Consider the following 23,201-nt stretch of genomic DNA (forward strand, 5'->3'; position numbering starts at 1 on the left):
GCATGATTGAGTCGTCCCGAGTTTGTGTTCAGGTACAGAGTTTTTACGTCGAATCGCAATCTGCCCCGGATGAAGATCGCTACGTGTTCGCTTATACCATTACCATCCGCAATTTGGGGCACGAAAAAGTGCAGCTGCGTAGCCGCTACTGGTTAATCACCAACGGCAACGGGCGTGAAACGGAAGTTCAGGGCGATGGCGTTATCGGCGAACAGCCTTATATTGCGCCAGGCGATGAATTTCAATATACCAGCGGTGCCGTACTGGAAACGCCGATGGGCACCATGCAGGGGCACTACGTGATGATTGATGAACGCGGCGAACAGTTCCATGTCGATATCCCCGTTTTCCGCCTCGCCGTGCCTTCGCGCATTCACTGATGAGAAACCCGGCTGCGGCCGGGTTTGCCGTTTCTTCTCCGGATAATTATTTCATGAGTACATATCTGATTGGCGATGTTCATGGCTGTTACGATGAACTGCACTCGCTGCTGCAACAGGTCGCCTTTGATGCTGAAAAAGATACGCTGTGGTTAACCGGCGATCTGGTCGCACGCGGCCCCGGCTCGCTGGAAGTACTGCGCTATGTGCGCTCGCTTGGCAGCGCGGTGCGGATGGTGCTGGGCAACCACGATCTGCATCTGCTGGCGGTTTTCGCTGGCATCAGCCGTAATAAACCCAAAGATCGCATTACGCCGCTGCTGGAAGCGCCAGACGCGGACGAGCTGATCAACTGGCTACGTCGTCAGCCGCTGTTGCAGGTGGATGAAGAGAAAAAGCTGGTGATGGCGCACGCCGGTATTACGCCGCAGTGGGATATCGAAACCGCGAAAATGTGCGCGCGTGAGGTCGAGTCGGTGCTCGCCAGCGACAGCTATCCGCTGTTTCTGAATGCGATGTATGGCGATATGCCAAACAACTGGACGCCTGAGCTGACCGGGCTGGCGCGCCTGCGCTTCAGCACCAATGCCTTAACGCGGATGCGCTTCTGCTTTCCGAACGGGCAGCTGGATATGATCTGCAAAGATACGCCCAATTCCGCGCCGCCGCCGCTCAAGCCCTGGTTTACCATCGGCGGTCCGGTTGCGCGCGACTATACGATTATTTTTGGTCACTGGGCTTCGCTGGAAGGTAAAGGCACCCCGGAAGGCATTATCGGCCTTGATACCGGCTGCTGCTGGGGCGGTACGTTGACGATGCTGCGCTGGGAGGATCGCCAGCTGTTTATCCAGCCGTCAAATCGCCTGCAGGCCAGCGAAGGCGGTGACACCGCTTCGGCCGCGCTGCGCGCTGATTAATAACCGGGCCAGACGGCCCGGTCGTTATGTTCAGGCGCCGATGACGCCGCCATCTTCGCGGGTGATCATCATCACCGACGAACGTGGTCGTGGGCTGTTGTTGGGGAAGTGAGAGTCGCCCTCTTCGCCCGGATGCTGCACGTTAACAAACATCGTGCGGTAATCCGGCGTAAAGGTAATGCCGGTTAGCTCGCAGGATTTCGGCCCCACCATAAAACGGCGGATTTCGCCGCTATTGGGATCGCCGACCAACATCTGATTATTCCCCTGCCCCTGATAATCCCCCTCATTGCTGTATTTCCCATCGGTCAGGATCCACAACCGTCCGGCGCTATCAAAGCCCAGCCCGTCCGGGCTGTTAAAGGTATTATCAGCGGTAATATTTGGCGTACCACGCTGTACGCCCTGCGGGTGCGCAATCGGGTTTCCGCACAGCGCAAAGATATCCCAGCCGAACTGCTGCGCCGTAGCGTCGCCCTGCTCATCCCAGCGAATAATCTGTCCGTAGATGTTGTCAGGACGCGGGTTAGCCGCATCAATCGGCATCTTCTCGTTGCCGCGCTTGTTATTATTGGTCAGCGTGCAATAGGCGCGGCCATCGTGCGGGTTCACCGCGATCCACTCCGGGCGATCCATCCGCGTGGCTTTAACCACGTCCGCCGCCGCCCGCGCGTTGATTAAAATATCCGCCTGATGCGCAAAGCCATTTTCCGCCGTTAGTCCGTTTTCACCCTGCACCAGCGCCAGCCAGCGTCCGGTTCCTTTCAGCGGCGTACCGCTCTTGTCCCCTTCAAATATCGCGACATAAAGCGTTCCTTCGTCCAGCAGCGCTTTATTCGCTGAGGGATTGCCGTGGTCGACTTTACCCGAGGAGACGAATTTATAGATATATTCTCCGCGCTCGTCGTCGCCCATATAGACCACCAGCTCGCCGCTTTTTGCCACCGTGACCGCTGCGTTTTCATGCTTGAAACGTCCCAGCGCGGTACGCTTTACCGGCACCGACTGCGGATCGAGTGGATCGATCTCGACAATCCAGCCGTGACGGTTAAATTCGTTGGGATTTTTCGCTACGTCGAAACGCTCGTCAAAATCGGACCAGTTACGCTCCGGCTCGTTGGCTTTCAGGGTGTAACGTTTTTGCTGGGCGGTTGGGCTAAAATCAGCGGCTTTGGTGCCGAAATAGGTGTCAAAGTTCTCTTCGCAGGTCAGATAGGTTCCCCAGGGGGTTTTTCCGTTGGCGCAGTTGCCGAAGGTGCCCAGCACCGTTTTACCCTGAGGATCGGCGGTGGTTTGCAGCGCCGCGTGGCCTGCCGCCGGGCCGGAAAAATGCATCACGGTGTTAGCCGTAATACGGCGGTTATACTGCGAAGGACGTACCACTCGCCAGCGGTTATCTTCACTACGCGCGACTTCAACGATCGATACGCCATGCGCCGCCTGCGATTTTTTTACATCTTCAGCGTTAACCGCCTTGCTGCCGCCATGAGCAAACAGATACTGTTCGTTCACATATTCATTATTAATCGCCATCACGCCACGGTTTTCATCCAGGGCGAAAAAACTCATGCCATCATTATTATCACCGAACTGTTTTTCCTGGTCGGCGGCGCTGTTGTTTCCCTGAGGATCGAATGCAGGCGCGCCGTCTACCAGCGGCTCGCCCCAGGAGATCAGCACTTCGGCCCGATAGCCAGGCGCAATAGCCATCTCATCGGCGGTAGAGGCAGGGATAGCGGTAAAGCCCAACAGCGGGCTGCCTTTGGGCGATGTCTGCATTTTCGCAACGGCGGAAAAGCTGATGCCGCCGCCAAGAAAGCCTGCCAGCCCTAATGCGCCGGTGCCGGCTAACAGCTTACGACGCGCCGGGCTTGGCAGTGATTCCATATTTAATTCAAGGATTTTATCGCTCATTTTGCATTGCTTCCCGTTGTAGTTTCCCAGAGTGAAAGCAATGCTAGTGAGGATAAATGACAGCCATGTTACAGCGGGCAGATAAATGGCTTTTAACCGACGTTATGCGCGACGTTCGAGGATTTCAAAGCAGTAGCTGTGCGAGTTTTTCTCATCGGCATCGTGAAACTCACTGAATACCGATTGCCATTCGTCCGGCTCATAGTCCGGGAAATGGGTATCGCCTTCCACTTCGGCATCAATATGCGTCAGATAGATACGATCGGCACGATCTAACATCTGCTCATAAATGCGGCCGCCGCCAATCACCATGATCTCTTCAACGTCGCCAGCCGCTGCTAAAGCCGCTTCCAGCGATGTCACCCAGGTGACATTATCGCTGTTTTTTGCCGGCTGGCTGCTGACCACAATGTTATGGCGACCCGGCAACGGGCGACCAATCGATTCCCAGGTAAGACGGCCCATAATCACCGGCTTATTCAACGTATTACGCTTAAACCACGCTAAGTCCGCAGGCAGATCCCATGGCATAGCGTTTTCCATCCCAATAACGCGATCGGCTGCCAAAGCCGCTATCAGGCTTATCATCATAAGTTACTCAACAGGGTGTAAAATTGGCGCCATCATACGTAAAGGCGAAACTTTCGTCGATAGCCTCGTTAGTGGATTTACGTAAAGGTTTTTAAACCGTGACGGTGGATGACAAAAGCGGCATCGGCACCGCCGTCTGTGGGATTTTTCCAGGGAAATAGTGAAGGTGCAAAAACGCCAGATGTTGCTTGCCAGCGACCCTAATGGAGCGTGGCTTTGCCTGTCTGTGCAGGGTAAGCCTGGCCAGTTGCGCCTTATATCCTGAATGCTTATTTTTGTGCGTCACGCCAGGAAGTGGCATAACTCCGCTTGAAACTTTCTTTAAAGAAAGATAATTTCAACAGCAGAAAAATAACGCTTTTTATAATTAACCGATCATTGCCAGAATAGACGCCAAAATAATGCTTATTTTTGCATTTAATGATGAAGTTAATAATTAATTTATCGATACAAATTATTTAGCAACAATAATACAACAGACATTTTAAAACCCTCCGTAAACCCGGGTAGCGCAGCGGCAGGAAACAGAACAAACAAAGAACGGCACGTTTGACCTGCTAACTATCCAGTTCGATTGTTAATACATCCTCGCGGACACAGGGAGCTTTTAAAAGCCAATATGGACAGGCAATACATTTTCTTTAATAGCGGGCTTTTCTGCTGGTTGCTGGCGCTGGTCTTCAGCTTCTTCTCCTTTACCTGGGCAGGAACCTTCGGTTCCCTTGCTGTCGGGTTCTTTTTACTTCATGTATTACAACGGAAGATACTTACTATGTTTAAAAAACAAAATAAATCCACGGAAATAGCGTCAAAAAAAGAGGCTATTATGCCAACGGTCTCGATGGATAAAAGCGTACCCAATGTAGACGAGCAGACAAACAATACGGTTATCGCCCGCGATGTTTGTTTTGAAGGTAATCTCAAAGCGGTGGGGCTGGTTTATATTTACGGCGAAGTGCAGGGAAATATTATCGCCGCCGACGGCGTGGTAAAGGTAATGCGCAGCGGACTGGTCAACGGCAATATTACCAGCCAGGAACTGATTATCAACGGCACCGTTAAAGGCGAATGCAAAGCGGAATCGATGGATATCGGTGAACATGCCAATATTAACGGCGCGCTCGATTATGTCACGCTTTCGGTGAAAAAAGGCGCCATGTTTGTCGGCAGCGTGGAAACCTCCAGAAAACCAGAGGTTGTCCCGCAAACCAACATTATCGGGCTGGCAGCCGCTTCAGCCGCTCTGCCTGCTGAAAATGCGTCCAGCGTAGAAAAGATCGATGTTACGCCTAACAAAAAACGTCTTTGAGCACGAGACGGACCGCTAACGCACAACAATAAAAACGGCTCCCGCAGGAGCCGTCGCTTGCACCACCCGTTATCAGGCAGGGTTTATTTAGCCTTAATCTGTGCGTGCATTTCCTGTACGGAGGTGACTTTTTCCGTTGGATCGGCATTCAGCGCCATCGCGGTAGCAAAGCCGCCGTTCAGCGTGGTGTCATAATGCACTTTATACTGCAGCGCGCTGCGGCGAATAACGCGAGAATCTTCAATCGCCTGGCGTCCGGCAGTGGTATTGACGATATAGCTGTATTCACCGTTCTTCAGGCGGTCCTGAATATGCGGACGGCCTTCATGCACTTTGTTTACCAGACGTGGGTTAATGCCCGCTTCGCCCAGAACGACTGCCGTACCATGCGTCGCGTCCAGCTCGAAACCAAACTTCAACAGCTTGGCAGCCAGGTCAACCACACGTTTTTTATCGCCTTCGCGTACCGACAGCAGCGCACGGCCCTGCTTTTTCATATTGGACTGCGCGCCCAGCATCGCTTTGGAGAACGCCTCGGCGAAAGTGCGGCCAACGCCCATCACTTCACCCGTAGAGCGCATCTCCGGGCCAAGGATGGGATCAACGCCCTGGAACTTGTTAAACGGCAGCACCACTTCTTTCACGGAGTAGTAAGGCGGAATAACTTCTTCCGTGACGCCCTGCTCCGTCAGCGTTTTGCCTGCCATCACGCGTGCAGCGACTTTCGCCAGCGGCACCCCGGTCGCCTTGGAAACAAAAGGCACGGTACGTGCGGCGCGTGGGTTCACCTCAATCAGATAAACTTCGTTATCTTTTACCGCAAACTGCACGTTCATCAGGCCGCGTACGCAGAGTTCAAACGCCAGCTTCTCAACCTGCTGACGCATCACGTTTTGGATTTCGCTGTTCAGCGTATAGGCCGGTAACGAACAGGCGGAGTCACCAGAGTGCACCCCGGCCTGCTCAATATGTTCCATAATGCCGCCGATCAGCACGCGTTCGCCGTCGCAAATCGCGTCAACGTCCACTTCTACCGCATCATCCAGGAAGCGATCCAGCAGCACCGGCGCATCGTTAGAGACGGAAACAGCGGTCTGGAAGTAGCGTTTTAGATCCTGCTCGTCGTAGACAATTTCCATCGCCCGTCCGCCCAGCACGTAGGAAGGACGCACCACCAGCGGATAACCAATCTGGACCGCTTTCTGCACCGCCTGCTCCAGCGCGGTTACCGTGGCATTCGCGGGCTGCTTCAGGCCCAAGCGATCCACCGCCTGCTGGAAGCGCTCGCGGTCTTCCGCACGGTCGATAGCGTCCGGGCTGGTGCCGATAACCGGTACGCCAGCGGCTTCCAGCGCACGCGCCAGCTTCAGCGGCGTCTGACCGCCATACTGTACGATAACGCCTTTTGGCTGCTCCAGACGTACGATTTCCAGCACATCTTCCAGCGTTACCGGCTCGAAATAGAGGCGGTCAGAGGTGTCGTAATCGGTTGATACGGTTTCCGGGTTACAGTTGACCATGATGGTTTCATAACCATCTTCACGCAGCGCCAGCGCCGCATGGACACAGCAGTAGTCGAACTCAATGCCCTGGCCGATACGGTTCGGCCCGCCGCCCAGCACCATGATTTTTTCACGATCCTGGTTCGGGTTCGCTTCGCACTCTTCCTCATAGGTGGAGTACATATAAGCGGTATCGGTCGCAAACTCGGCGGCGCAGGTATCAACGCGTTTATAAACCGGATGCAGATTGTACTGCTGGCGCAGCTTGCGCACTTCTGACTCGCTGACGCCAGCCAGATCCGCCAGGCGCGCATCGGCAAAGCCCTTGCGCTTCAGGGTACGCAGGAAATCCGCAGTCAGGCCGTTAATGCCTTCCTGAGCCACCTGCTCTTCCAGGCGTACCAGCTCTTCAATTTGTACCAGGAACCAGCGATCGATATTGGTCAGATTAAATACGCCATCCACTGACAGCCCAGCGCGGAAGGCGTCGGCCACGTACCAGATACGATCGGCACCGGCATCTTTCAGCTCGCGGCGAATACGCGTCAACGCATCAGCATCGTCCAGATGGACTTTCGGGTCGAAGCCGTTAACGCCAACTTCCAGCCCGCGCAGCGCCTTCTGCATTGATTCCTGTAACGTGCGGCCAATGGCCATCACTTCACCGACCGATTTCATCTGCGTGGTCAGACGATCGTTGGCACCGGCAAATTTTTCAAAGTTAAAGCGCGGGATTTTGGTGACGACATAGTCGATGGAAGGCTCGAACGAGGCTGGCGTACGACCGCCGGTGATGTCGTTCATCAGCTCATCCAGCGTGTAGCCTACCGCCAGCTTCGCCGCGACTTTCGCAATCGGGAAGCCGGTCGCTTTAGAGGCCAGCGCCGATGAACGCGATACGCGCGGATTCATTTCAATAATAATCAGACGGCCGTTCTTGGGGTTGACCGCAAACTGCACGTTAGAACCGCCGGTTTCCACGCCGATTTCACGCAGCACCGCCATCGAGGCGTTACGCATGATTTGATACTCTTTATCGGTCAGCGTTTGCGCCGGTGCCACGGTGATGGAATCGCCGGTGTGGATACCCATCGGATCGAAGTTTTCGATAGAACAGACGATGATGCAGTTATCATTCTTATCGCGCACCACCTCCATCTCATACTCTTTCCAGCCAATCAGCGACTCATCAATCAGCAGCTCGTTGGTAGGGGAAAGATCCAGACCGCGTTCGCAAATCTCTTCAAACTCTTCGCGGTTATAGGCGATGCCGCCGCCGCTGCCGCCCATCGTAAAGGAAGGACGGATAATGCAGGGGAAGCCGACATCCGCGGCCACCTGCAACGCTTCTTCCATGGTGTGCGCAATGCCGGAACGCGCCGTTTCCAGGCCGATTTTCTTCATCGCCTTATCGAAACGCTGGCGGTCTTCCGCTTTATCAATCGCATCGGCGGTAGCGCCAATCATGGTGACGCCAAACTCTTCCAGCACGCCCTGACGCTCCAGCTCCAGCGCGCAGTTCAGCGCCGTCTGGCCGCCCATCGTCGGCAGCACCGCATCCGGGCGCTCTTTTTCGATGATTTTACGTACCACTTCCCAGTGGATCGGCTCAATATAGGTGGCATCTGCCATTTCCGGATCGGTCATGATCGTCGCCGGATTGGAGTTAACCAAAATCACGCGGTAGCCTTCCTCGCGTAACGCTTTGCAGGCCTGCGCACCGGAATAGTCGAACTCGCACGCCTGGCCGATAACAATCGGGCCAGCGCCCAGAATCAGGATGGATTTTAAGTCAGTACGTTTTGGCATTATCTCTGTTCCTTTCCTGCAAGTTATTTCTGGCCGGCACGGGCCGCTTCAATCAGTTCGATAAAGTGATCGAACAACGGTGCCGCGTCGTGCGGGCCTGGGCTGGCTTCCGGATGTCCCTGGAAACTAAACGCGGGCTTATCCGTGCGGTGAATGCCCTGAACGGTTTGGTCAAACAGGGAAACATGCGTAACGCGCAGATTGGCAGGCATATCGTTTTCATCAACCGCAAAGCCGTGGTTTTGCGCGGTAATCATGACGATATCGTTATCGAGATCTTTTACCGGATGGTTGCCGCCGTGATGACCCAGCTTCATTTTTACCGTCTTAGCTCCGCTGGCCAGCGCCAGCAGCTGATGACCGAGACAGATGCCGAATACTGGAATTTCGGTTTCCAGGAAACGCTGAATAGCGCGGATGGCATAGTCGCACGGCTCCGGATCGCCCGGGCCATTCGCCAGGAAAATGCCGTCCGGATTGAGCGCCAGCACCTCTTCTGCCGACGTTTGCGCCGGAACCACTGTCAGGCGACAACCGCGATCCACCAGCATGCGTAAGATGTTACGCTTCACGCCAAAATCGTAAGCCACCACATGGTAAGGCAGCGCTTCCGCGCTTTTCGCGGCGGGCAGCTCGTCTGTTAGTGTCCAGCTCCCCTGCGTCCAGCTGTAGGTTTCGCGGGTACAGACTTCTTTTGCCAAATCCATGCCTTTCAGACCGGGAAACGCCTGCGCCTTTTGCAGCGCCAGTTGCGCATCCGGCGCATCCCCTGCCACGATGCAACCATTTTGCGCACCCTTTTCCCGCAGCAAACGCGTGAGTTTGCGCGTATCAATATCGGCGATAGCGACAATGTTGTTGCGCTTCAGGTAGGCCGACAGCCCTTCTTCATTACGATAGTTGCTGGCGATTAACGGCAAATCACGGATAACCAGACCCTGCGCATGTACCTGAGAAGATTCTTCATCAGCGACATTGGTGCCGACATTACCGATATGGGGATAAGTGAGAGTGACAATCTGGCGGGAATAGGAAGGATCTGTGAGGATTTCTTGATAACCGGTCATTGAAGTATTGAAAACTACCTCTCCCACCGCCGATCCTGTCGCCCCAATGGCCCGACCGTGGAATTGGGTTCCGTCTTCCAGAACCAAAATCGCTGACTTATTCAAAACGTCCTCCAGGGAATAAACAGTCATAATATTTGCATATTAATTCATAACGCATCGATGAATCAATGCAAAAACCGCTGCCAGAGTCGATTTTTGGCAAATTGCGCGCATTCTAATGATCGACTTATAGAATGTCTACCCTAAACGCGGTTTTTTATGTTTATTTCAGCCACTCCAGGACAAAAAGATAAGATTACCCTTAAAAACAGTCCATTTCATGGCAGGAAAACCGATTGCCTGCGCAATGAGTTGCAAAAGAGGATGCCGATGCAGGAAAAAGTGGACCAAATGGTCAAATTTGGTTTAAATAGCGCATTAAAAAATGACTAAACGTAGAAAAAAATCTATCTTGTTAAAAAATAGCGCAAAAAAACCTGTTTTTACATAAATAAAAAGAGCCAGATTAATGGCCCTTATAAACAAGGAGTTAACATCGAATAAAATTATAATCGCTAAATAAAATTATAATTCATCGAGATTTAGCACGCTTTTCATATCATAAAGCCCGGTTTTTTGCGCGCTAATCCAACCCGCTGCCTTTACCGCGCCTTTTGCGAAAGTCATTCGGCTGGAAGCCTTGTGGGTTATCTCCAGACGTTCGCCAATATCCGCAAACATAGCGGTATGCTCGCCAACGATATCGCCTGCACGAACCGTAGCGAATCCGATGGTTTGCGCAGCACGCTCGCCGGTAAAACCTTCTCGCGCGTAAACCGCATGCTCATCAAGCGACCACGCCATCGCATCAGCGATCGCTTCTCCCATCGCCAACGCTGTGCCGGATGGCGCGTCCACTTTGTGGCGATGATGCGCTTCGATAATTTCGATATCCGCGTATTCGCCCATCACCTTCGCCGTTTTCTCCAGCAGCTTCAGCATCAAATTTACCCCAATGCTGAAGTTCGCAGCGAAGACGATGCCGATATCCTGCGCAGCCTGTTTAATCGCTGCCTTTCCTGCCTCATCAAAGCCGGTGGTGCCGATCACCATGCCCTTTTTATGACGACGGCAAAACGCCAGATAATCCAGCGTTGCTTCCGGACGGGTAAAATCGATTAGGATATCGAAATCATTCGCGACCGCGTTAAGACTGTCGCTTACCTGCACGCCAAGCGCGCCGATGCCAGCCAGCTCGCCCGCATCACTGCCCACCAGCGATGAACCCTCGCGTGCCAGTGCCGCTCCAAGCGCAACCCCGTCAGCCTGCTGGATCGCCTGAATCAACTGTCGTCCCATGCGTCCTGGCGCGCCAACAATCGCTATGCGGATATCATTACTCATATTTATTCATTCCTGCCTTAAGTCTATGCATACAAAACGCATTCAGGTTAAACAGCGGGTAAGAAGCACGCCACTATTAAATTAGATAATAAGAATTTTAGGCTGGCGACGGGCTGTTATCAGAAAAGTAACTTACAGGACTTTGCGAGGCAGGCAACGCGCCGTAAAAGATTTACGACGCGCCAAAACCAACGCCAGAGGATTGGCGGCAAGGCTATTCAGCTATCAGGTTGGGGTAGCTTCTTTTCTTTCACGCGCAGAGGCAATAATCCCCATGATGGTCATCCCGCCGGATATGGCTGTTCCGACAATCCCTGCGGTCATAACAAGGAAACCCAACCCCAGCGTGGGAATACCCAAAACCGCGCCAGCAACGATAACCGGAATGTTAAGTCCCAGACCAATATAGCCCATGCCGAGCATCGCATCGGAAGGCATCAAGCCGCCGCTAACCGCCTGAATCTCGTTAATAGCTAACTCTCTCATTTTTTAACTCCTTTTAAATTTATGATTAAGATGTGACGCGTGAAAATCACTGTTCTGGTTCACTCAGCGGTGGAGAACGTCAGGATCGTAACTGAAAGCCACATAAGCGAAAATGCTACTGGAAGGCTCTCAGCAACTCAATGCAGCGAAAGGACATGTGTAAAATCTTACGGTTACCGATTTTTGGCGGGAAAAGCAGAGAGAAAAACGCCCGGAACAGAGGTGATTCCGGGCGTAGCAGATTAACTAATCTGGCGGGCTTCGAGGCGTAGCTCTTTCGGCACTTCAAAAACGATATTTTCTTCACGTCCACTCAGCTCGGTGACTTCATCGCCACCAAACTCGCGCAGCCGCTGAATCACTTCCTGCACCAGAATATCCGGCGCGGAAGCCCCTGCGGTAACGCCAACGCAGCCAATACCCTGCAGCCAGCTTTCCTGAATATCGGCGGCAGAGTCGATCAGCTGTGCGCGTTTACCGGCACGCTGAGCCAGCTCGGCCAACCGGTTTGAGTTGGATGAGTTTTTCGAACCCACGACCAGCACTACATCAGCCTCAGCCGCCAGACTGCGTACAGCTTCCTGACGGTTGGTGGTGGCGTAGCAAATATCATCTTTACGCGGGCCAATAATATTCGGAAAACGCTGACGCAACGCATCAATGACCGCCGACGTATCATCAACCGACAGCGTGGTTTGCGTCATAAAACACAGGTTATTTTCATTCTTCACCTGCAGCGTAAACACATCTTCCGGTGATTCCACCAGATACATGCCGCCCTGCGCATTGCTGTATTGCCCCATGGTGCCTTCCACTTCCGGGTGACCCGCATGGCCGATCAAAATCGCTTCGGTTCCTTTCCGGCTGGCGCGTGCGACTTCCATATGCACCTTGGTGACCAGCGGACAGGTGGCATCAAACAGCATGGTAAGCTGACGCGCTTTCGCTTCGGCGCGTACCGCCTGCGAAACGCCGTGCGCGGAAAAAATCAGGATGGCGCCATCCGGCACTTCGGTGATCTCTTCAATAAAAATCGCGCCGCGCTCACGCAGGCTGTTAACTACGTAGCGGTTATGCACCACTTCGTGACGCACGTAGATCGGCGCGCCATACATTTCCAGCGCGCGTTCAACAATGCTGATAGCACGATCGACGCCCGCGCAGAAACCGCGCGGATTCGCTAACAGGATTTTCATGCGTCGCTCTCCAGAACCGGATCAATCTCCAGTACTTCAATATCGAAGTGAACCTTATGGCCCGCCAACGGATGATTGAAATCGACGGTAATCGAATCCCCGGCGATCTCGCGAATCACGCCCGGCATCTCGCTGCCGTCCATGCCGGTAAACAGCATAATGGCCCCGATTTCCGGCTCGCCCGTCTGGATAAAATCACGGCGGGAAAAGTATTGAATGAGGTCGGGGATCACGTTGCCAAACGCTGCTTCCGGCTCCAGCGTGAATGCTTTCTTATCACCGGTCCGCAGCGCCAGCAGCTCCGCTTCCAGCGGCGCCGAGAGGCTGCCGTCGCCGAGACGAAACAGCGCCGGTTTGCCATTGGCGCGGGTTGACTCCGCCGTGGAGCCATCTTCCAGTTTTAAGGTGAAGTGCAGCAGCACCGCGCTGTCGCGCTGTACAGAATCGGTCATGCCTTGCCCTTTTGCTTCGCCTGTTTGCCGGATGGCGTGATAAAGCCTTCCAGCACGATCAGCGCGGCGCCGACGCAGATACCGCAGTCGGCAATATTGAAGGTGGCAAAATGCCACCCGCCAATATAGAAGTCGATAAAATCGACCACAAAGCCGTGCCAGGCGCGATCAAACAGGTTGCCCAGCGCGCCGCCAATGATCAGCGCGTAGGCAATATTGTTAATTTTTTGGCTGGCGGCGGTACGGTACATCATTACCAGTAGCGCCACCGCAATCGCAATGGCGATACCCGCAAAGAACCAGCGCTGCCAGCCGCCTTTATCCGCGAGGAAGCTAAACGCCGCCCCGTAGTTGTGGGCATAGAACAGGTTAAGATACGGCATAACCGGTATCGTTTCGTGCAGCGCCATGTTGTTCATTACCCACAGCTTACTGGCCAAATCGATACCGATCACCACCACCACTAGCCAGAGCCAGCGCAATCCGGTTGCAAAAAGAGATTTACGCATCAGACAAACTTACGCTCTTCGCCGTTACCGGCAACGTTAGTCACACAGCGTCCACAGATATCCGGGTGCGCCGCATCCAGGCCGATATCGGTGGTGTAGTGCCAGCAGCGCGGGCACTTCTCGCCTTCCGCTTTATGCAGCGCGATCTTCAGACCTTTTAGCATCTCGCTCTGCTGCGCTTCTTCCGGTGCCAGCGCATAATCCGCTACCTGCGCGCCTGAGGTCAGCAGCGCAAAACGCAGCTCATTCCCCAGTACGGTGAGTTTCTCCGCTAATGCCGCATCGGCGTACAGCGTAACCGTGGCTTCCAGCGAACCGCCGATACGCTTGTCGCTACGCGCCTGCTCGATCACCTTGTTCACTTCGCTACGCACTTTCAGCAGCTCAGCCCAGTAGGTGTCGTTCAGCGCTTCGCCCTCGTGCAGACCGAACAGGCCGTCATACCACTCTTCGGTAAAGACATACTGCGCGCGTTTGCCCGGCAGATAGCCCCAGATTTCATCAGCGGTGAAAGACATGATCGGTGCCATCCAGCGCACCAGCGCTTCGACGATATACCAGAGCGCGCTCTGGCAACTGCGACGCGCCACGCTGTCGCTTTTTGTGGTGTACTGGCGATCTTTAATGATATCCAGATAGAACGAGCCCATCTCGACCGAACAGAACTGCATCAGACGCTGCACAACTTCATGGAAGTCGTAATTATCGTAGGAGGCGATGATGTCCGCCTGCGCGGCCTGCGCACGTCCTACCGCCCAGCGATCCAGCACCACCATCTCTTCGGGTTTTACTAAATCGGTTTCAGGATTGAAGCCGTTCAGGTTCGCCAACAGGAAGCGCGCGGTGTTACGGATACGACGATAGGCATCGGCGGAACGCTTCAGGATCTCATCGGACACCGCCATCTCGCCTGAATAATCGGTCGAGGCGACCCACAGACGCAGAATATCAGCGCCCAGCTTGTTCATCACATCCTGCGGGCTAACGGTATTGCCCAACGATTTGGACATCTTACGGCCCTGGCCGTCAACGGTGAAGCCGTGCGTCAGCACCTGACGATAAGGCGCTTTGCCTTTCATCGCCGTGGAGATCATCAGCGAAGACATAAACCAGCCGCGATGCTGATCCGACCCTTCCAGATACATATCGGCGCTGTGGCCGTGGAATTCCGGACGCACATCAACCACGGAGGCATGCGTTGAACCGGAATCGAACCAGACGTCCAGCGTATCCGGCACTTTCATATAGTTGTCGGCGTCGTCGCCCATCAGATCGCGCGGATCGAGATCCCACCACGCCTGAATGCCATCCTGCTCAACGCGCTGCGCCACTTTTTCCATCAGCGCCAGGGTATCCGGGTGCAGCTGCTCGGTCTCTTTATGGACGAACAGCGCCATCGGCACGCCCCAGGTGCGCTGACGGGAAATGCACCAGTCAGGGCGGTTGGCGACCATTGATTCAATACGCGCCTGGCCCCAGTCCGGGATCCACTGCACGCCTTTGATCTCTTTCAGCGACTGCGCGCGCAGCCCTTTCTGATCCATGCTGATAAACCACTGCGGCGTGGCGCGGAAGATGATCGGCGTTTTATGACGCCAGCAGTGCGGGTAGCTGTGATGCATTTTTTCCATATGCAGCAGCGCGCCCTTTTCACGCAGCAGCTCAACGATCATATCGTTGGCTTTGAAAACGTTAACGCCGTCCAGTCCAGGGTAAGTGCCTGGCAGATAACAGCCGTCCGGGCCGACCGGATTAGCGGTCTCCAGGCCATATTTCTGACCGATGACATAGTCATCCGGGCCGTGGCCTGGCGCAGTATGCACCGCACCGGTACCGGCATCCAGGGTGACGTGCTCGCCCAGCACCACCGGCACATCAAAGCCGAGGAACGGATGCTGGAAACGCATCAGCTCCAGCGTGGCGCCGGTGGTGCTGCCCAGCACGGTCCAGGCGCTGACGCCCGCGCGCTGCATCACGCTTTCCACCAGATCTTTTGCCAGAATCAGCGCGCGACCTTCAATCTGCACCAGCTGATATTCAAATTCAGGATGCAAAGAGATCGCCCGGTTGGCCGGCATGGTCCACGGCGTGGTGGTCCAGATAACCAGCGCAATCGGCCCTTCGACCTGAGCGGCGCCAAATTTCGCCGCTACTGCCGCCGCGTCGGTGGCGTTAAACATCACGTCGATGGAAGGCGACGTTTTGTCATAGTATTCCACTTCCGCTTCCGCCAGCGCAGAGCGGCAATCCAGACACCAGTGCACCGGCTTGGCGCCTTTATGCAGGTGGCCGTTGCCGATGATTTTGCCCAGCGCACGGATAATATTGGCTTCGGTGTTGAAATCCATCGTCAGATAAGGACGATCCCAGTCGCCCAGCACGCCGAGACGGATAAAGTCGGTTTTCTGACCGGCAACCTGCTCCGCCGCATATTTACGGCAGGCGGCGCGGAACTCAGCGGCGCTGACTTTCTCGCCCGGCTTGCCGATCATCTGCTCAACTTTATGTTCAATCGGCAGACCGTGGCAGTCCCAGCCCGGCACATACGGCGAGTCGAAGCCCGACAGACCTTTGGACTTAATAATAATATCTTTCAGAATCTTATTAACTGAGTGACCAATGTGGATGCTGCCGTTCGCATACGGAGGGCCATCGTGCAGGATAAAGGTTTTTTTCCCTTTTTTGGCGGTGCGGATGATGCCGTACAGGTTGTCATCAGTCCAGCGTTGCAGCATACCCGGTTCGCGTTTGGCGAGATCGCCACGCATCGGGAACCCCGTTTCCGGCAAATTCAGGGTAGATTTATAGTCACTCATCAGATTCTCGATTCCGTGTTTCGGTTGTTACACCGGTGTTTTAAGCCCAAAGCATTCGCGGGCAGTCACCACATCTTTAGCAATTTGCTCTTTAAGCGCATCCAGCGAGGGAAAACGCTGCTCGTTACGTATTTTTTGGCGCAGCACGACGTCAATATGACGTCCGTACATATTCATGGATATATCCAGCAGATGTACTTCCAGCTGCTGGCGCAGGCCAGCCACCGTGGGGCGCGTGCCAATATTAGCCACGCCCGGCAGCGGTTGCTCGCTCAGCCCGTAAACCTCTACAGCGTAAACGCCTTTCACCGGCGAGACCATACGCCGGAGCAGAACGTTAGCGGTGGGAAAACCGATGGTGCGGCCCAGCGCGTCACCATGCACCACGCGGCCGGAAAGGGCAAACGGACGGCCCAGCAGCGACTGCGCCAGCGCCAAATCGTCATTCGCCAGCGCCTGACGGATCGCCGTGCTGCTGATCCGTTTACCGCCTTCGCTGAACGTTTGGGTGCTGATGACGTCGAAGCCATATTCCACACCCGCTTTCTGTAATAACAGGAAATCCCCTTCGCGACCAGCGCCGAAGCGGAAATCATCGCCGACGGCGAGAAAGCGCACGCCCAGCTTATCAACCAACAGATCGTTAACGAAGCTCTGCGCGCTGACGGCGGCGAAACGGCGGTCGAAGCGCACACAGAGCACCGCGTCAACGCCCGCCTGCGCCAGATATTTCAGTTTTTCCCGCAGACGCGTCAGGCGCGCCGGGGCTTTATCGGCCGCAAACAGCTCAAGCGGCTGCGGCTCAAACAGCATGACCACGACCGGCAGGTTGCGCTGCCGTCCCTCTTCACACAGGCGAGCCAGCAGCGCCTGATGGCCTCGATGTACGCCATCGAAATTGCCAATAGTCAGCACACAACCGCGTGGCTGCGTCCGGATATTATGAATGCCGCGTATAAACTTCATGGCTGACTCAGTTTGGTGGAAATCGGCGGATTATACCTTGTACAACCGCCAAGGTTAACCCGTCAGGACGCCTTTCCCGCTTTCTGATGGCGATTTCCCTGCTGCAACAGCCAGACGCCGGGGCGAATGCTTTTTTTCTTGCGAAATACTGTATTCAGCACGGGGAAACTGGTAGAATCTTGCGCCATCAATTACGTAACCGAGCGTTGTTTGTAAAACGGCGCTTATTTGCACAAATCCATTGACAAAATAAGGCGTAAAAGGCATAGTCCTCGGCCTTTGATTTGTCCGTATAGAACATATTTGGGAGTTGGACCTTGGCTAATATCAAATCAGCTAAGAAACGCGCCGTAACATCTGAGAAACGTCGCAAGCATAACGCTAGCAATCGTTCCATGATGCGTACTTTCATCAAGAAAGTATACGCAGCAGTTGAAGCTGGCGATAAAGAAGCTGCACAGAAAGCATTTAATGAAATGCAACCGATCGTGGACCGTCAGGCTGCTAAAGGTCTGATCCACAAAAACAAAGCTGCACGTCATAAAGCTAACCTGACTGCACAGATCAACAAACTGGCTTAATCGCCACTTGTTAATCAGCTTTGGAAGAACCGGCCATTGGCCGGTTTTTTTTCGTCTCTGTTTTATGAATCCCAAATCGCGCCGTAGGCAGCGATACCCTGCGCTTCACATCCTTCCACCACATAATCGGTCAACGCACGATTGGCGATACAGATCACCGCTTCCGCATCAATCTCTTTGACTTTTTGACAGGCCAGCAGCAGCAGATCCGGTTTGCCGTGCGCGTCGGTATCCCAAATCAATACGCCTGGATGCGCCGCAATGATTTCATTAACAAACGCCTCGCCATAGGTCACCAGCGGATTACGCGTCGACCAAATCAGTTTACAGGGCCGTGGATTGTTCACCAGATGCGGCAGCAGCGGGCCAATGCCGCTTCCGGTCGCCACGTATACCACAGAGTTAAATATCTTATTCATGCTGCCTACGCCCGGCGTAGGGATGCCCTTAAACCAGACATGCGAAGGCGGATTATCGATAAAGCGGGAAGTCCAGTCGCCAGCACGTGAAATCAGCATGCGACAACCCGATTGCCCCACCAGCGGAATATTGGCGAAAGCGTGCCACTCCGAAAGCGGATCGAGACTGATAGCCAACGTGGAACCGGGAAAAGGATCCTTTGGCAAAGCAAACTGAATAATTACCGCATGGGAAGAAGGCCGGATAACCTCCACGGGAACGCGCCGTAAACGCAGCCAGGGAAGGATAACGCTACAGGTAATAGCAAATAGCCCCCAAAAGGCAAACGCGTGGCTAACATGATGCCAGCGCCATTCGCCGTGATGGCTGTCGCGTATAAACCATAAAACCTGTAGCCACGACAGCGCAAGCGAGCTCCAGCCAACATAGCGATGCATATGCTCAAACAGATTATGGTAGCGCCGCCTTACCTGCGGCAGCGCCGTCAGAGAGATAGCGCACAGCATCAGCACCAGCAGCGTGTTTACGGTCAGCAGCTGGCTGGATAACCCGCCTTGCGCCCGCTGTTGGTAAAACGCGGCCAGGGTGAAAAGCAGCAGCCACAGACAGCTAAACGTGGCGCAGCCGGAATGCAGCCCACCGAACTGGTAGACGTTAGCCAGATGACGCCGTAGCCGCAGCGGCCAGCGTACCGGCACCCGCCATGCCAGCTGAAACAGCCCGTTGATCAAATATTGCTGACGGATAAGTACCGTCACCGCGAGATTCGCAATCACCATATTGCCGAAGTTGCCTAAAGCAATATGGCTTTCATCCCACCAGCTGCCGCCGACTAAAGCCCAACTCATGATGGACAGATTAATCATGCTGACGGTAATGAACAGCATTTGATAATGCGTCAGAACGGGGGAGGAAAATTGCTGTGTTAATTCCTGGTGGGGAACAGGTAATACCGACGCCGTTTTATTTTTTTCGTTTTGCATACTTCGCTCCTGAGATGACCTTATTCCGTCCGATGGATGGACGTCATATTCCACCGTCAGCGCGCCGGGGCAATATGGTCCTCAAGGTGGTGAGTTAACAGCGCGTAGCGTAAAGAAAGGTAAAATGCCAGTAAATGGGAAATGAAAAAATGAGACTTTTGCCTAATGGCTGCGCCGGGAATAATCAGAGTAAATCCTTAATTGCTCTGATTATTATTGGCTCGAATCACCACATCGGTTATTTCGACCCGCACGAATAGCGGGCCTCAGGAAATAAACGGCGTCTGAAAACAGATCCGCTTATTTATACTTTTTTATTACGCGTCAAATAATGCGGTAAAATCGTGATTACAGATACGTTGCACGGCAGGATGCTGAATCATTCGTTCCGCAAAGATAACGTAATACTCTTCTTTCACCTCTTCCAGCCGCCCCACCTCCTGAATCGCCCCGTCGTGATACATTTCCTGCCCGTAAAGCGTCGGTGCGACAAAAATAGCGTGATTGGCGGCACCGAACGCTTTCATCAACGCGGCGTCATCAAATTCGCCGAGGATTTCGACCTGTAGCTCCTGGCTGCTAAGCCAGCGCTGCAAATGACGTCCCAGCATGGAGCGACGACCAGGAATAAGCAGACGCCGCTCCTCCAGACAAGTGGGAAAAGGCTTTTGCGGCAGCGGTGGCGTACACCAGAAGCTGATGCCGCATTCACCCAGCTTCACTGAAAACAGCCCCTCTTGCTGCGTAGAATCAACCGGGCAATCGGATAAAATCATATCCAACTGGTGCTGACTCAGCTGCTCCAGCAGCATCTCGTGCGTGGATTCAAAACAGCGCAGATGGATACGCTCATCATCCTGCACTGCCGTTTCCAGTACCTTACTCACCAGCCGCTTCGATAAAGCATCCGCCACGCCGACATCAAACAGCAGGTGCGACTCCTTGCGGTAGTTAACGATATCCATCATCTCCTGGCTGAGCGTAAACATGCGATCGGCATAGCGGAAAACCAGCTGCCCCAACTCCGTAGGCACCAGGCCCCTTCCCTGCCGCCGGAAAAGCTTGCCCTGCAGGCGCTCCTCCAGCGCTTTGATCTGCCCGGTGATGGTTTGCGGCGTTAAGAAAAGTTTCTCCGCCGCGTTAACTATCGATCCCTGTTTACAGACGTGCCAGAAATAGTAGAGATGATTGTAGTTAAGGTGGCTCATGCTCACGCCTTTTCCAGGCTGGGCTGCGGGTTTAGCTTAATGCGCAGCAGCGTATAACCCACCACAGCCGACAGCAGCGAACCAATTAGAATCGCCAGCTTAGCCAACACCATCAGCTCAGGGCTTAAATCGCCGTAGGCCAGCGAGGCGATGAAAATCGACATGGTAAAACCGATCCCACACAGTACGCCCACCGCGGCGATACTGTTCAGGCTGGCGCCCTGCGGCAGTTTCGCCACGCCCAGTTTGATGCTGAGCCAGCAAAACAGCGTAATGCCCAACGGCTTGCCAACAAACAGCCCCAGCACAATACCCAGCGGCAGCAGCGAGAACATGGCATTAACGGAAACACCATCCAGCGCCACGCCTGCGTTAGCGAAAGCGAACAGCGGCAAAATAAGCCAGGTGACCCAGGGATGCAGGCCATGCTCCAGCGCTCTGGCAGGGGATTTTCCCTTTTGTTCCGCTAACGGCACCATAAAGCCAATCACTACACCTGCCAGCGTGGCATGCACGCCCGATTTTAATACCGCCACCCACAGCACCACGCCAACCACAATATAAAGCGAGGTACGGCGCACATTAAACAGGTTTAACAGCGCCAGCACGACAATCGCACCGGCGGCCACGCTGAGAGAAAGCAGCGACAGTCCATGGGTATAAAACAGTGCAATAATGACAATCGCACCCAGATCGTCAATGATCGCCAACGCCATAAGAAATATCTTCAGCGCTGGCGGCACCCGGTTGCCCAGCAGCGCCAGCACGCCGAGCGCAAAGGCAATGTCGGTCGCGGTCGGTACCGCCCAACCGTTACGGGTGACGTCATCGGCACCGTTAAATACCAGAAAGATCAGCGCCGGAGCCAGCATGCCGCCCAGAGCGGCAATCAGCGGGAATATGGCTTTATCACGGCTGGCCAGCGATCCTTCGATTAACTCGCGCTTTACTTCCAGACCGATAGCTAAAAAGAATACCGCCATCAGCGCATCGTTAATCCACAGCAGCATGTTTTTATTGATATGCAGGTCGCCAAAACGGAACTCGACCGGCATCGCCAGCAGCGAAGCGTAAACAGGCTGGGTCGCATCAATATTCGCTAACAGCATGGCCATCATTGCCGCCACGATAAGCACAATGCCGCCCGTCGCCTCATTGGCCAATAAGCGTTTAATCATTTTTCCCTCCTCTTTCTTGCCAAAACACAGCGCGTAAACCCAAGCATAGTGACTTTGATGTTTCGGTAAAAGCAGGTTATTTGGCAATAATAATTCGTAAAAACCGAGCTATTATCAAAGGCGGTTAAACTCACAACAAGAAATTTCTTATTAATTATAGGGTTAAAATCAAAAACGAAAGGCGAAACAATAAGCTGATAAAACAAGCCGAAGCGCGCATTAAGGATAGAAATGAGGCGATCAGGGCGGCAAGCGCAAAAAAGATAAAAAAAACGCCCCGGAAGGGGCGTCTGGAGGGGCACGATTAACGCGTCAGATCATCAAAAAATTTCTTCACGCCGTCGAAGAAGCTTTTCGAGCGCGGGCTGTTTTTCTCTCCGCTGGGGCCGCCGAAACTCTCTTCCAGTTCACGCAGCAGCGATTTTTGCTTTTCGCTCAGGCTTACCGGCGTTTCAACCACCACACGACATAGCAGGTCGCCCTGTACGCCGCCGCGGACCGATTTCACGCCTTTGCCGCGCATACGGAACAGCTTGCCGGTTTGCGTTTCCGCCGGAACTTTCAGCTTCACGCGACCATCCAGCGTCGGCACTTCGATTTCGCCGCCCAGCGCCGCCATCGCAAAGTTAATCGGCACTTCGCAGTAAAGGTTATTATCTTCACGCTCAAAGATCGGGTGTTTTTTCACCGCAACCTGAACGTAGAGATCGCCCGCCGGTGCGCCATGCTCACCCGCTTCGCCTTCACCGCTGAGGCGAATGCGATCGCCGGTATCCACGCCCGCCGGAATTTTCACCGACAGCGTTTTCGATTTTTCTACGCGGCCATGTCCGTGACAGGCATTGCAGGGATCTTTAATAATCGAGCCGCGACCGTGACAGGTCGGACACGCCTGCTGTACGGTGAAGAAGCCCTGGCGCATCTGCACCTGGCCTGCACCATGACAGGTTGGACAGGTCTGCGGTTGTGAACCCGATTTCGCGCCGCTGCCGTGGCAGATATCACATTCCTGCAGCGTAGGAATACGGATCTCTTTGGTCACGCCGCGCACCGCTTCTTCCAGCGTCAGCTCCATGTTGTAGCGTAAATCGGCACCACGGGCTGCGCGCTGCCGACGGCCGCCGCCAAAAATGTCGCCGAACACGTCGCCAAAGATATCGCTGAAGTCTGCGCCGCCGCCGCCAAAACCGCCGCCGCCGTAACCACCGCCCATGCCGCCCTGTTCAAAGGCTGCGTGTCCGTACTGATCGTAAGCAGCGCGCTTCTGCGCATCGGTCAAAATTTCGTAAGCCTCTTTCACTTCTTTGAATTTGGCTTCGGCTTCCTGGTCGCCCGGATTGCGGTCAGGATGGTATTTCATTGCCAGGCGTTTATAGGCCTTTTTGATTTCACGCTCATCCGCAGACTTTGGGACGCCTAAAATCTCGTAATAGTCTGTTTTCGCCATTGTTATCTTTCCTGCCCAAACATGCGTGCACGGGCGTGGAGAAACTCCTACGCCCGTGCTGGTTACCAGCGGTTGTCAGGGCAA

General features: G+C 54.2%; 21 protein-coding genes. 5 read left to right on the top strand and 16 right to left on the bottom strand.

What is annotated here, in order from left to right; all coding sequences use genetic code 11:
• Nucleotides 1–2 precede the first annotated feature (2 nt).
• Both apaG and apaH read left to right on the top strand, forming a co-directional pair.
• The gene (gene apaG / locus J2X14_RS08395; protein ID WP_352410769.1) at nucleotides 3–380 is read left to right on the top strand and encodes a Co2+/Mg2+ efflux facilitator ApaG/CorD; all 378 of its coding nucleotides are present in this window, start codon (nucleotides 3–5) and stop codon (nucleotides 378–380) included.
• 53 nt (nucleotides 381–433) lie between these two features.
• Nucleotides 434–1,297, top strand: a complete 864-nt coding sequence (apaH, locus tag J2X14_RS08400) for a bis(5'-nucleosyl)-tetraphosphatase (symmetrical) ApaH (protein WP_352410770.1) — start codon at nucleotides 434–436, stop codon at nucleotides 1,295–1,297.
• Between the two features lie 30 nt (nucleotides 1,298–1,327).
• Here apaH and J2X14_RS08405 read toward each other — a convergent pair whose 3' ends face one another.
• Both J2X14_RS08405 and folA read right to left on the bottom strand, forming a co-directional pair.
• Nucleotides 1,328–3,211, bottom strand: coding sequence for a PhoX family protein (locus J2X14_RS08405; RefSeq protein ID WP_352410771.1), 1,884 nt, complete (start codon nucleotides 3,209–3,211; stop codon nucleotides 1,328–1,330).
• A gap of 102 nt (nucleotides 3,212–3,313) precedes the next feature.
• A complete protein-coding gene (gene folA / locus J2X14_RS08410; protein WP_352411077.1) occupies nucleotides 3,314–3,799 on the bottom strand; it encodes a type 3 dihydrofolate reductase in 486 nt (161 codons plus the stop codon).
• 775 nt (nucleotides 3,800–4,574) lie between these two features.
• Here folA and J2X14_RS08415 point away from each other — a divergent pair.
• Nucleotides 4,575–5,111: a bactofilin family protein gene (locus J2X14_RS08415; RefSeq protein WP_352410772.1), complete on the top strand. Its 537-nt coding sequence runs from the start codon at nucleotides 4,575–4,577 to the stop codon at nucleotides 5,109–5,111.
• Between the two features lie 83 nt (nucleotides 5,112–5,194).
• Here J2X14_RS08415 and carB read toward each other — a convergent pair whose 3' ends face one another.
• Complete coding sequence (gene carB, locus J2X14_RS08420; protein WP_352410773.1) at nucleotides 5,195–8,422, bottom strand: carbamoyl-phosphate synthase large subunit; 3,228 nt, start codon at nucleotides 8,420–8,422, stop codon at nucleotides 5,195–5,197.
• Nucleotides 8,423–8,445: 23 nt separating this feature from the next.
• A complete protein-coding gene (gene carA, locus J2X14_RS08425; RefSeq protein WP_352410774.1) occupies nucleotides 8,446–9,594 on the bottom strand; it encodes a glutamine-hydrolyzing carbamoyl-phosphate synthase small subunit in 1,149 nt (382 codons plus the stop codon).
• A 156-nt stretch (nucleotides 9,595–9,750) separates the two neighbouring features.
• Between carA and J2X14_RS08430 the strand changes: the two genes are divergently transcribed.
• A complete protein-coding gene (locus J2X14_RS08430) occupies nucleotides 9,751–9,924 on the top strand; it encodes a hypothetical protein (protein WP_352410775.1) in 174 nt (57 codons plus the stop codon).
• A 132-nt stretch (nucleotides 9,925–10,056) separates the two neighbouring features.
• Here J2X14_RS08430 and dapB read toward each other — a convergent pair whose 3' ends face one another.
• The 8 genes from dapB to J2X14_RS08470 all read right to left on the bottom strand — a co-directional run bounded on the left by dapB (nucleotide 10,057) and on the right by J2X14_RS08470 (nucleotide 17,567).
• A complete protein-coding gene (dapB, locus tag J2X14_RS08435; protein WP_352410776.1) occupies nucleotides 10,057–10,875 on the bottom strand; it encodes a 4-hydroxy-tetrahydrodipicolinate reductase in 819 nt (272 codons plus the stop codon).
• 225 nt (nucleotides 10,876–11,100) lie between these two features.
• Nucleotides 11,101–11,361, bottom strand: coding sequence for a hypothetical protein (locus J2X14_RS08440; protein WP_352410777.1), 261 nt, complete (start codon nucleotides 11,359–11,361; stop codon nucleotides 11,101–11,103).
• 242 nt (nucleotides 11,362–11,603) lie between these two features.
• Nucleotides 11,604–12,557: a 4-hydroxy-3-methylbut-2-enyl diphosphate reductase gene (ispH, locus tag J2X14_RS08445; RefSeq protein ID WP_352410778.1), complete on the bottom strand. Its 954-nt coding sequence runs from the start codon at nucleotides 12,555–12,557 to the stop codon at nucleotides 11,604–11,606.
• Complete coding sequence (fkpB, locus tag J2X14_RS08450) at nucleotides 12,554–13,009, bottom strand: FKBP-type peptidyl-prolyl cis-trans isomerase (protein WP_352410779.1); 456 nt, start codon at nucleotides 13,007–13,009, stop codon at nucleotides 12,554–12,556. Before fkpB ends, ispH begins: the two co-directional genes overlap by 4 nt.
• Nucleotides 13,006–13,518 (bottom strand): signal peptidase II, encoded by a 513-nt coding sequence (gene lspA / locus J2X14_RS08455; RefSeq protein WP_352410780.1) that lies wholly within the window; start codon nucleotides 13,516–13,518, stop codon nucleotides 13,006–13,008. The genes fkpB and lspA overlap by 4 nt, the downstream gene beginning before the upstream one ends.
• Nucleotides 13,518–16,334 carry an isoleucine--tRNA ligase gene (gene ileS / locus J2X14_RS08460; RefSeq protein WP_352410781.1) on the bottom strand — a complete coding sequence of 939 codons (2,817 nt, stop codon included), beginning with the start codon at nucleotides 16,332–16,334 and terminating at the stop codon, nucleotides 13,518–13,520. Before ileS ends, lspA begins: the two co-directional genes overlap by 1 nt.
• A 27-nt stretch (nucleotides 16,335–16,361) precedes the next feature.
• Nucleotides 16,362–17,300: a bifunctional riboflavin kinase/FAD synthetase gene (gene ribF, locus J2X14_RS08465; protein WP_352410782.1), complete on the bottom strand. Its 939-nt coding sequence runs from the start codon at nucleotides 17,298–17,300 to the stop codon at nucleotides 16,362–16,364.
• Nucleotides 17,301–17,354: 54 nt separating this feature from the next.
• Entirely contained in the window at nucleotides 17,355–17,567 is a 213-nt protein-coding gene (locus J2X14_RS08470) for a hypothetical protein (RefSeq protein ID WP_352410783.1), read from the bottom strand.
• A gap of 50 nt (nucleotides 17,568–17,617) precedes the next feature.
• Between J2X14_RS08470 and rpsT the strand changes: the two genes are divergently transcribed.
• Nucleotides 17,618–17,881 carry a 30S ribosomal protein S20 gene (rpsT, locus tag J2X14_RS08475; RefSeq protein WP_352410784.1) on the top strand — a complete coding sequence of 88 codons (264 nt, stop codon included), beginning with the start codon at nucleotides 17,618–17,620 and terminating at the stop codon, nucleotides 17,879–17,881.
• 62 nt (nucleotides 17,882–17,943) lie between these two features.
• On the opposite strand, the gene J2X14_RS08480 is transcribed toward rpsT, so the two are convergent.
• The 4 genes from J2X14_RS08480 to dnaJ all read right to left on the bottom strand — a co-directional run bounded on the left by J2X14_RS08480 (nucleotide 17,944) and on the right by dnaJ (nucleotide 23,117).
• Nucleotides 17,944–19,284: an FNR domain-containing protein gene (locus J2X14_RS08480; RefSeq protein WP_352410785.1), complete on the bottom strand. Its 1,341-nt coding sequence runs from the start codon at nucleotides 19,282–19,284 to the stop codon at nucleotides 17,944–17,946.
• A 317-nt stretch (nucleotides 19,285–19,601) separates the two neighbouring features.
• Complete coding sequence (gene nhaR, locus J2X14_RS08485) at nucleotides 19,602–20,492, bottom strand: transcriptional activator NhaR (RefSeq protein WP_352410786.1); 891 nt, start codon at nucleotides 20,490–20,492, stop codon at nucleotides 19,602–19,604.
• A 2-nt stretch (nucleotides 20,493–20,494) separates the two neighbouring features.
• A complete protein-coding gene (nhaA, locus tag J2X14_RS08490) occupies nucleotides 20,495–21,670 on the bottom strand; it encodes a Na+/H+ antiporter NhaA (protein WP_352410787.1) in 1,176 nt (391 codons plus the stop codon).
• Between the two features lie 304 nt (nucleotides 21,671–21,974).
• Nucleotides 21,975–23,117: a molecular chaperone DnaJ gene (gene dnaJ, locus J2X14_RS08495; protein WP_352410788.1), complete on the bottom strand. Its 1,143-nt coding sequence runs from the start codon at nucleotides 23,115–23,117 to the stop codon at nucleotides 21,975–21,977.
• Between the last annotated feature and the right edge of the window lie 84 nt (nucleotides 23,118–23,201).

It is taken from the genome of Mixta sp. BE291, from assembly GCF_031457955.1.
Classification (GTDB): domain Bacteria; phylum Pseudomonadota; class Gammaproteobacteria; order Enterobacterales; family Enterobacteriaceae; genus Mixta.

Bases quoted from the DNA above. Each gene is read 5' to 3' on its own strand.
- apaG (WP_352410769.1), top strand. From the start codon at position 3: ATGATTGAGTCGTCCCGAGTTTGTGTTCAGGTACAGAGTTTTTACGTC.
- apaH (WP_352410770.1), top strand. From the start codon at position 434: ATGAGTACATATCTGATTGGCGATGTTCATGGCTGTTACGATGAACTG.
- J2X14_RS08405 (WP_352410771.1), bottom strand. From the start codon at position 3,211: ATGAGCGATAAAATCCTTGAATTAAATATGGAATCACTGCCAAGCCCG.
- folA (WP_352411077.1), bottom strand. From the start codon at position 3,799: ATGATAAGCCTGATAGCGGCTTTGGCAGCCGATCGCGTTATTGGGATG.
- J2X14_RS08415 (WP_352410772.1), top strand. From the start codon at position 4,575: ATGTTTAAAAAACAAAATAAATCCACGGAAATAGCGTCAAAAAAAGAG.
- carB (WP_352410773.1), bottom strand. From the start codon at position 8,422: ATGCCAAAACGTACTGACTTAAAATCCATCCTGATTCTGGGCGCTGGC.
- J2X14_RS08430 (WP_352410775.1), top strand. From the start codon at position 9,751: ATGTTTATTTCAGCCACTCCAGGACAAAAAGATAAGATTACCCTTAAA.
- dapB (WP_352410776.1), bottom strand. From the start codon at position 10,875: ATGAGTAATGATATCCGCATAGCGATTGTTGGCGCGCCAGGACGCATG.
- J2X14_RS08440 (WP_352410777.1), bottom strand. From the start codon at position 11,361: ATGAGAGAGTTAGCTATTAACGAGATTCAGGCGGTTAGCGGCGGCTTG.
- ispH (WP_352410778.1), bottom strand. From the start codon at position 12,557: ATGAAAATCCTGTTAGCGAATCCGCGCGGTTTCTGCGCGGGCGTCGAT.
- fkpB (WP_352410779.1), bottom strand. From the start codon at position 13,009: ATGACCGATTCTGTACAGCGCGACAGCGCGGTGCTGCTGCACTTCACC.
- lspA (WP_352410780.1), bottom strand. From the start codon at position 13,518: ATGCGTAAATCTCTTTTTGCAACCGGATTGCGCTGGCTCTGGCTAGTG.
- ileS (WP_352410781.1), bottom strand. From the start codon at position 16,334: ATGAGTGACTATAAATCTACCCTGAATTTGCCGGAAACGGGGTTCCCG.
- ribF (WP_352410782.1), bottom strand. From the start codon at position 17,300: ATGAAGTTTATACGCGGCATTCATAATATCCGGACGCAGCCACGCGGT.
- J2X14_RS08470 (WP_352410783.1), bottom strand. From the start codon at position 17,567: ATGCCTTTTACGCCTTATTTTGTCAATGGATTTGTGCAAATAAGCGCC.
- J2X14_RS08480 (WP_352410785.1), bottom strand. From the start codon at position 19,284: ATGCAAAACGAAAAAAATAAAACGGCGTCGGTATTACCTGTTCCCCAC.
- nhaR (WP_352410786.1), bottom strand. From the start codon at position 20,492: ATGAGCCACCTTAACTACAATCATCTCTACTATTTCTGGCACGTCTGT.
- nhaA (WP_352410787.1), bottom strand. From the start codon at position 21,670: ATGATTAAACGCTTATTGGCCAATGAGGCGACGGGCGGCATTGTGCTT.
- dnaJ (WP_352410788.1), bottom strand. From the start codon at position 23,117: ATGGCGAAAACAGACTATTACGAGATTTTAGGCGTCCCAAAGTCTGCG.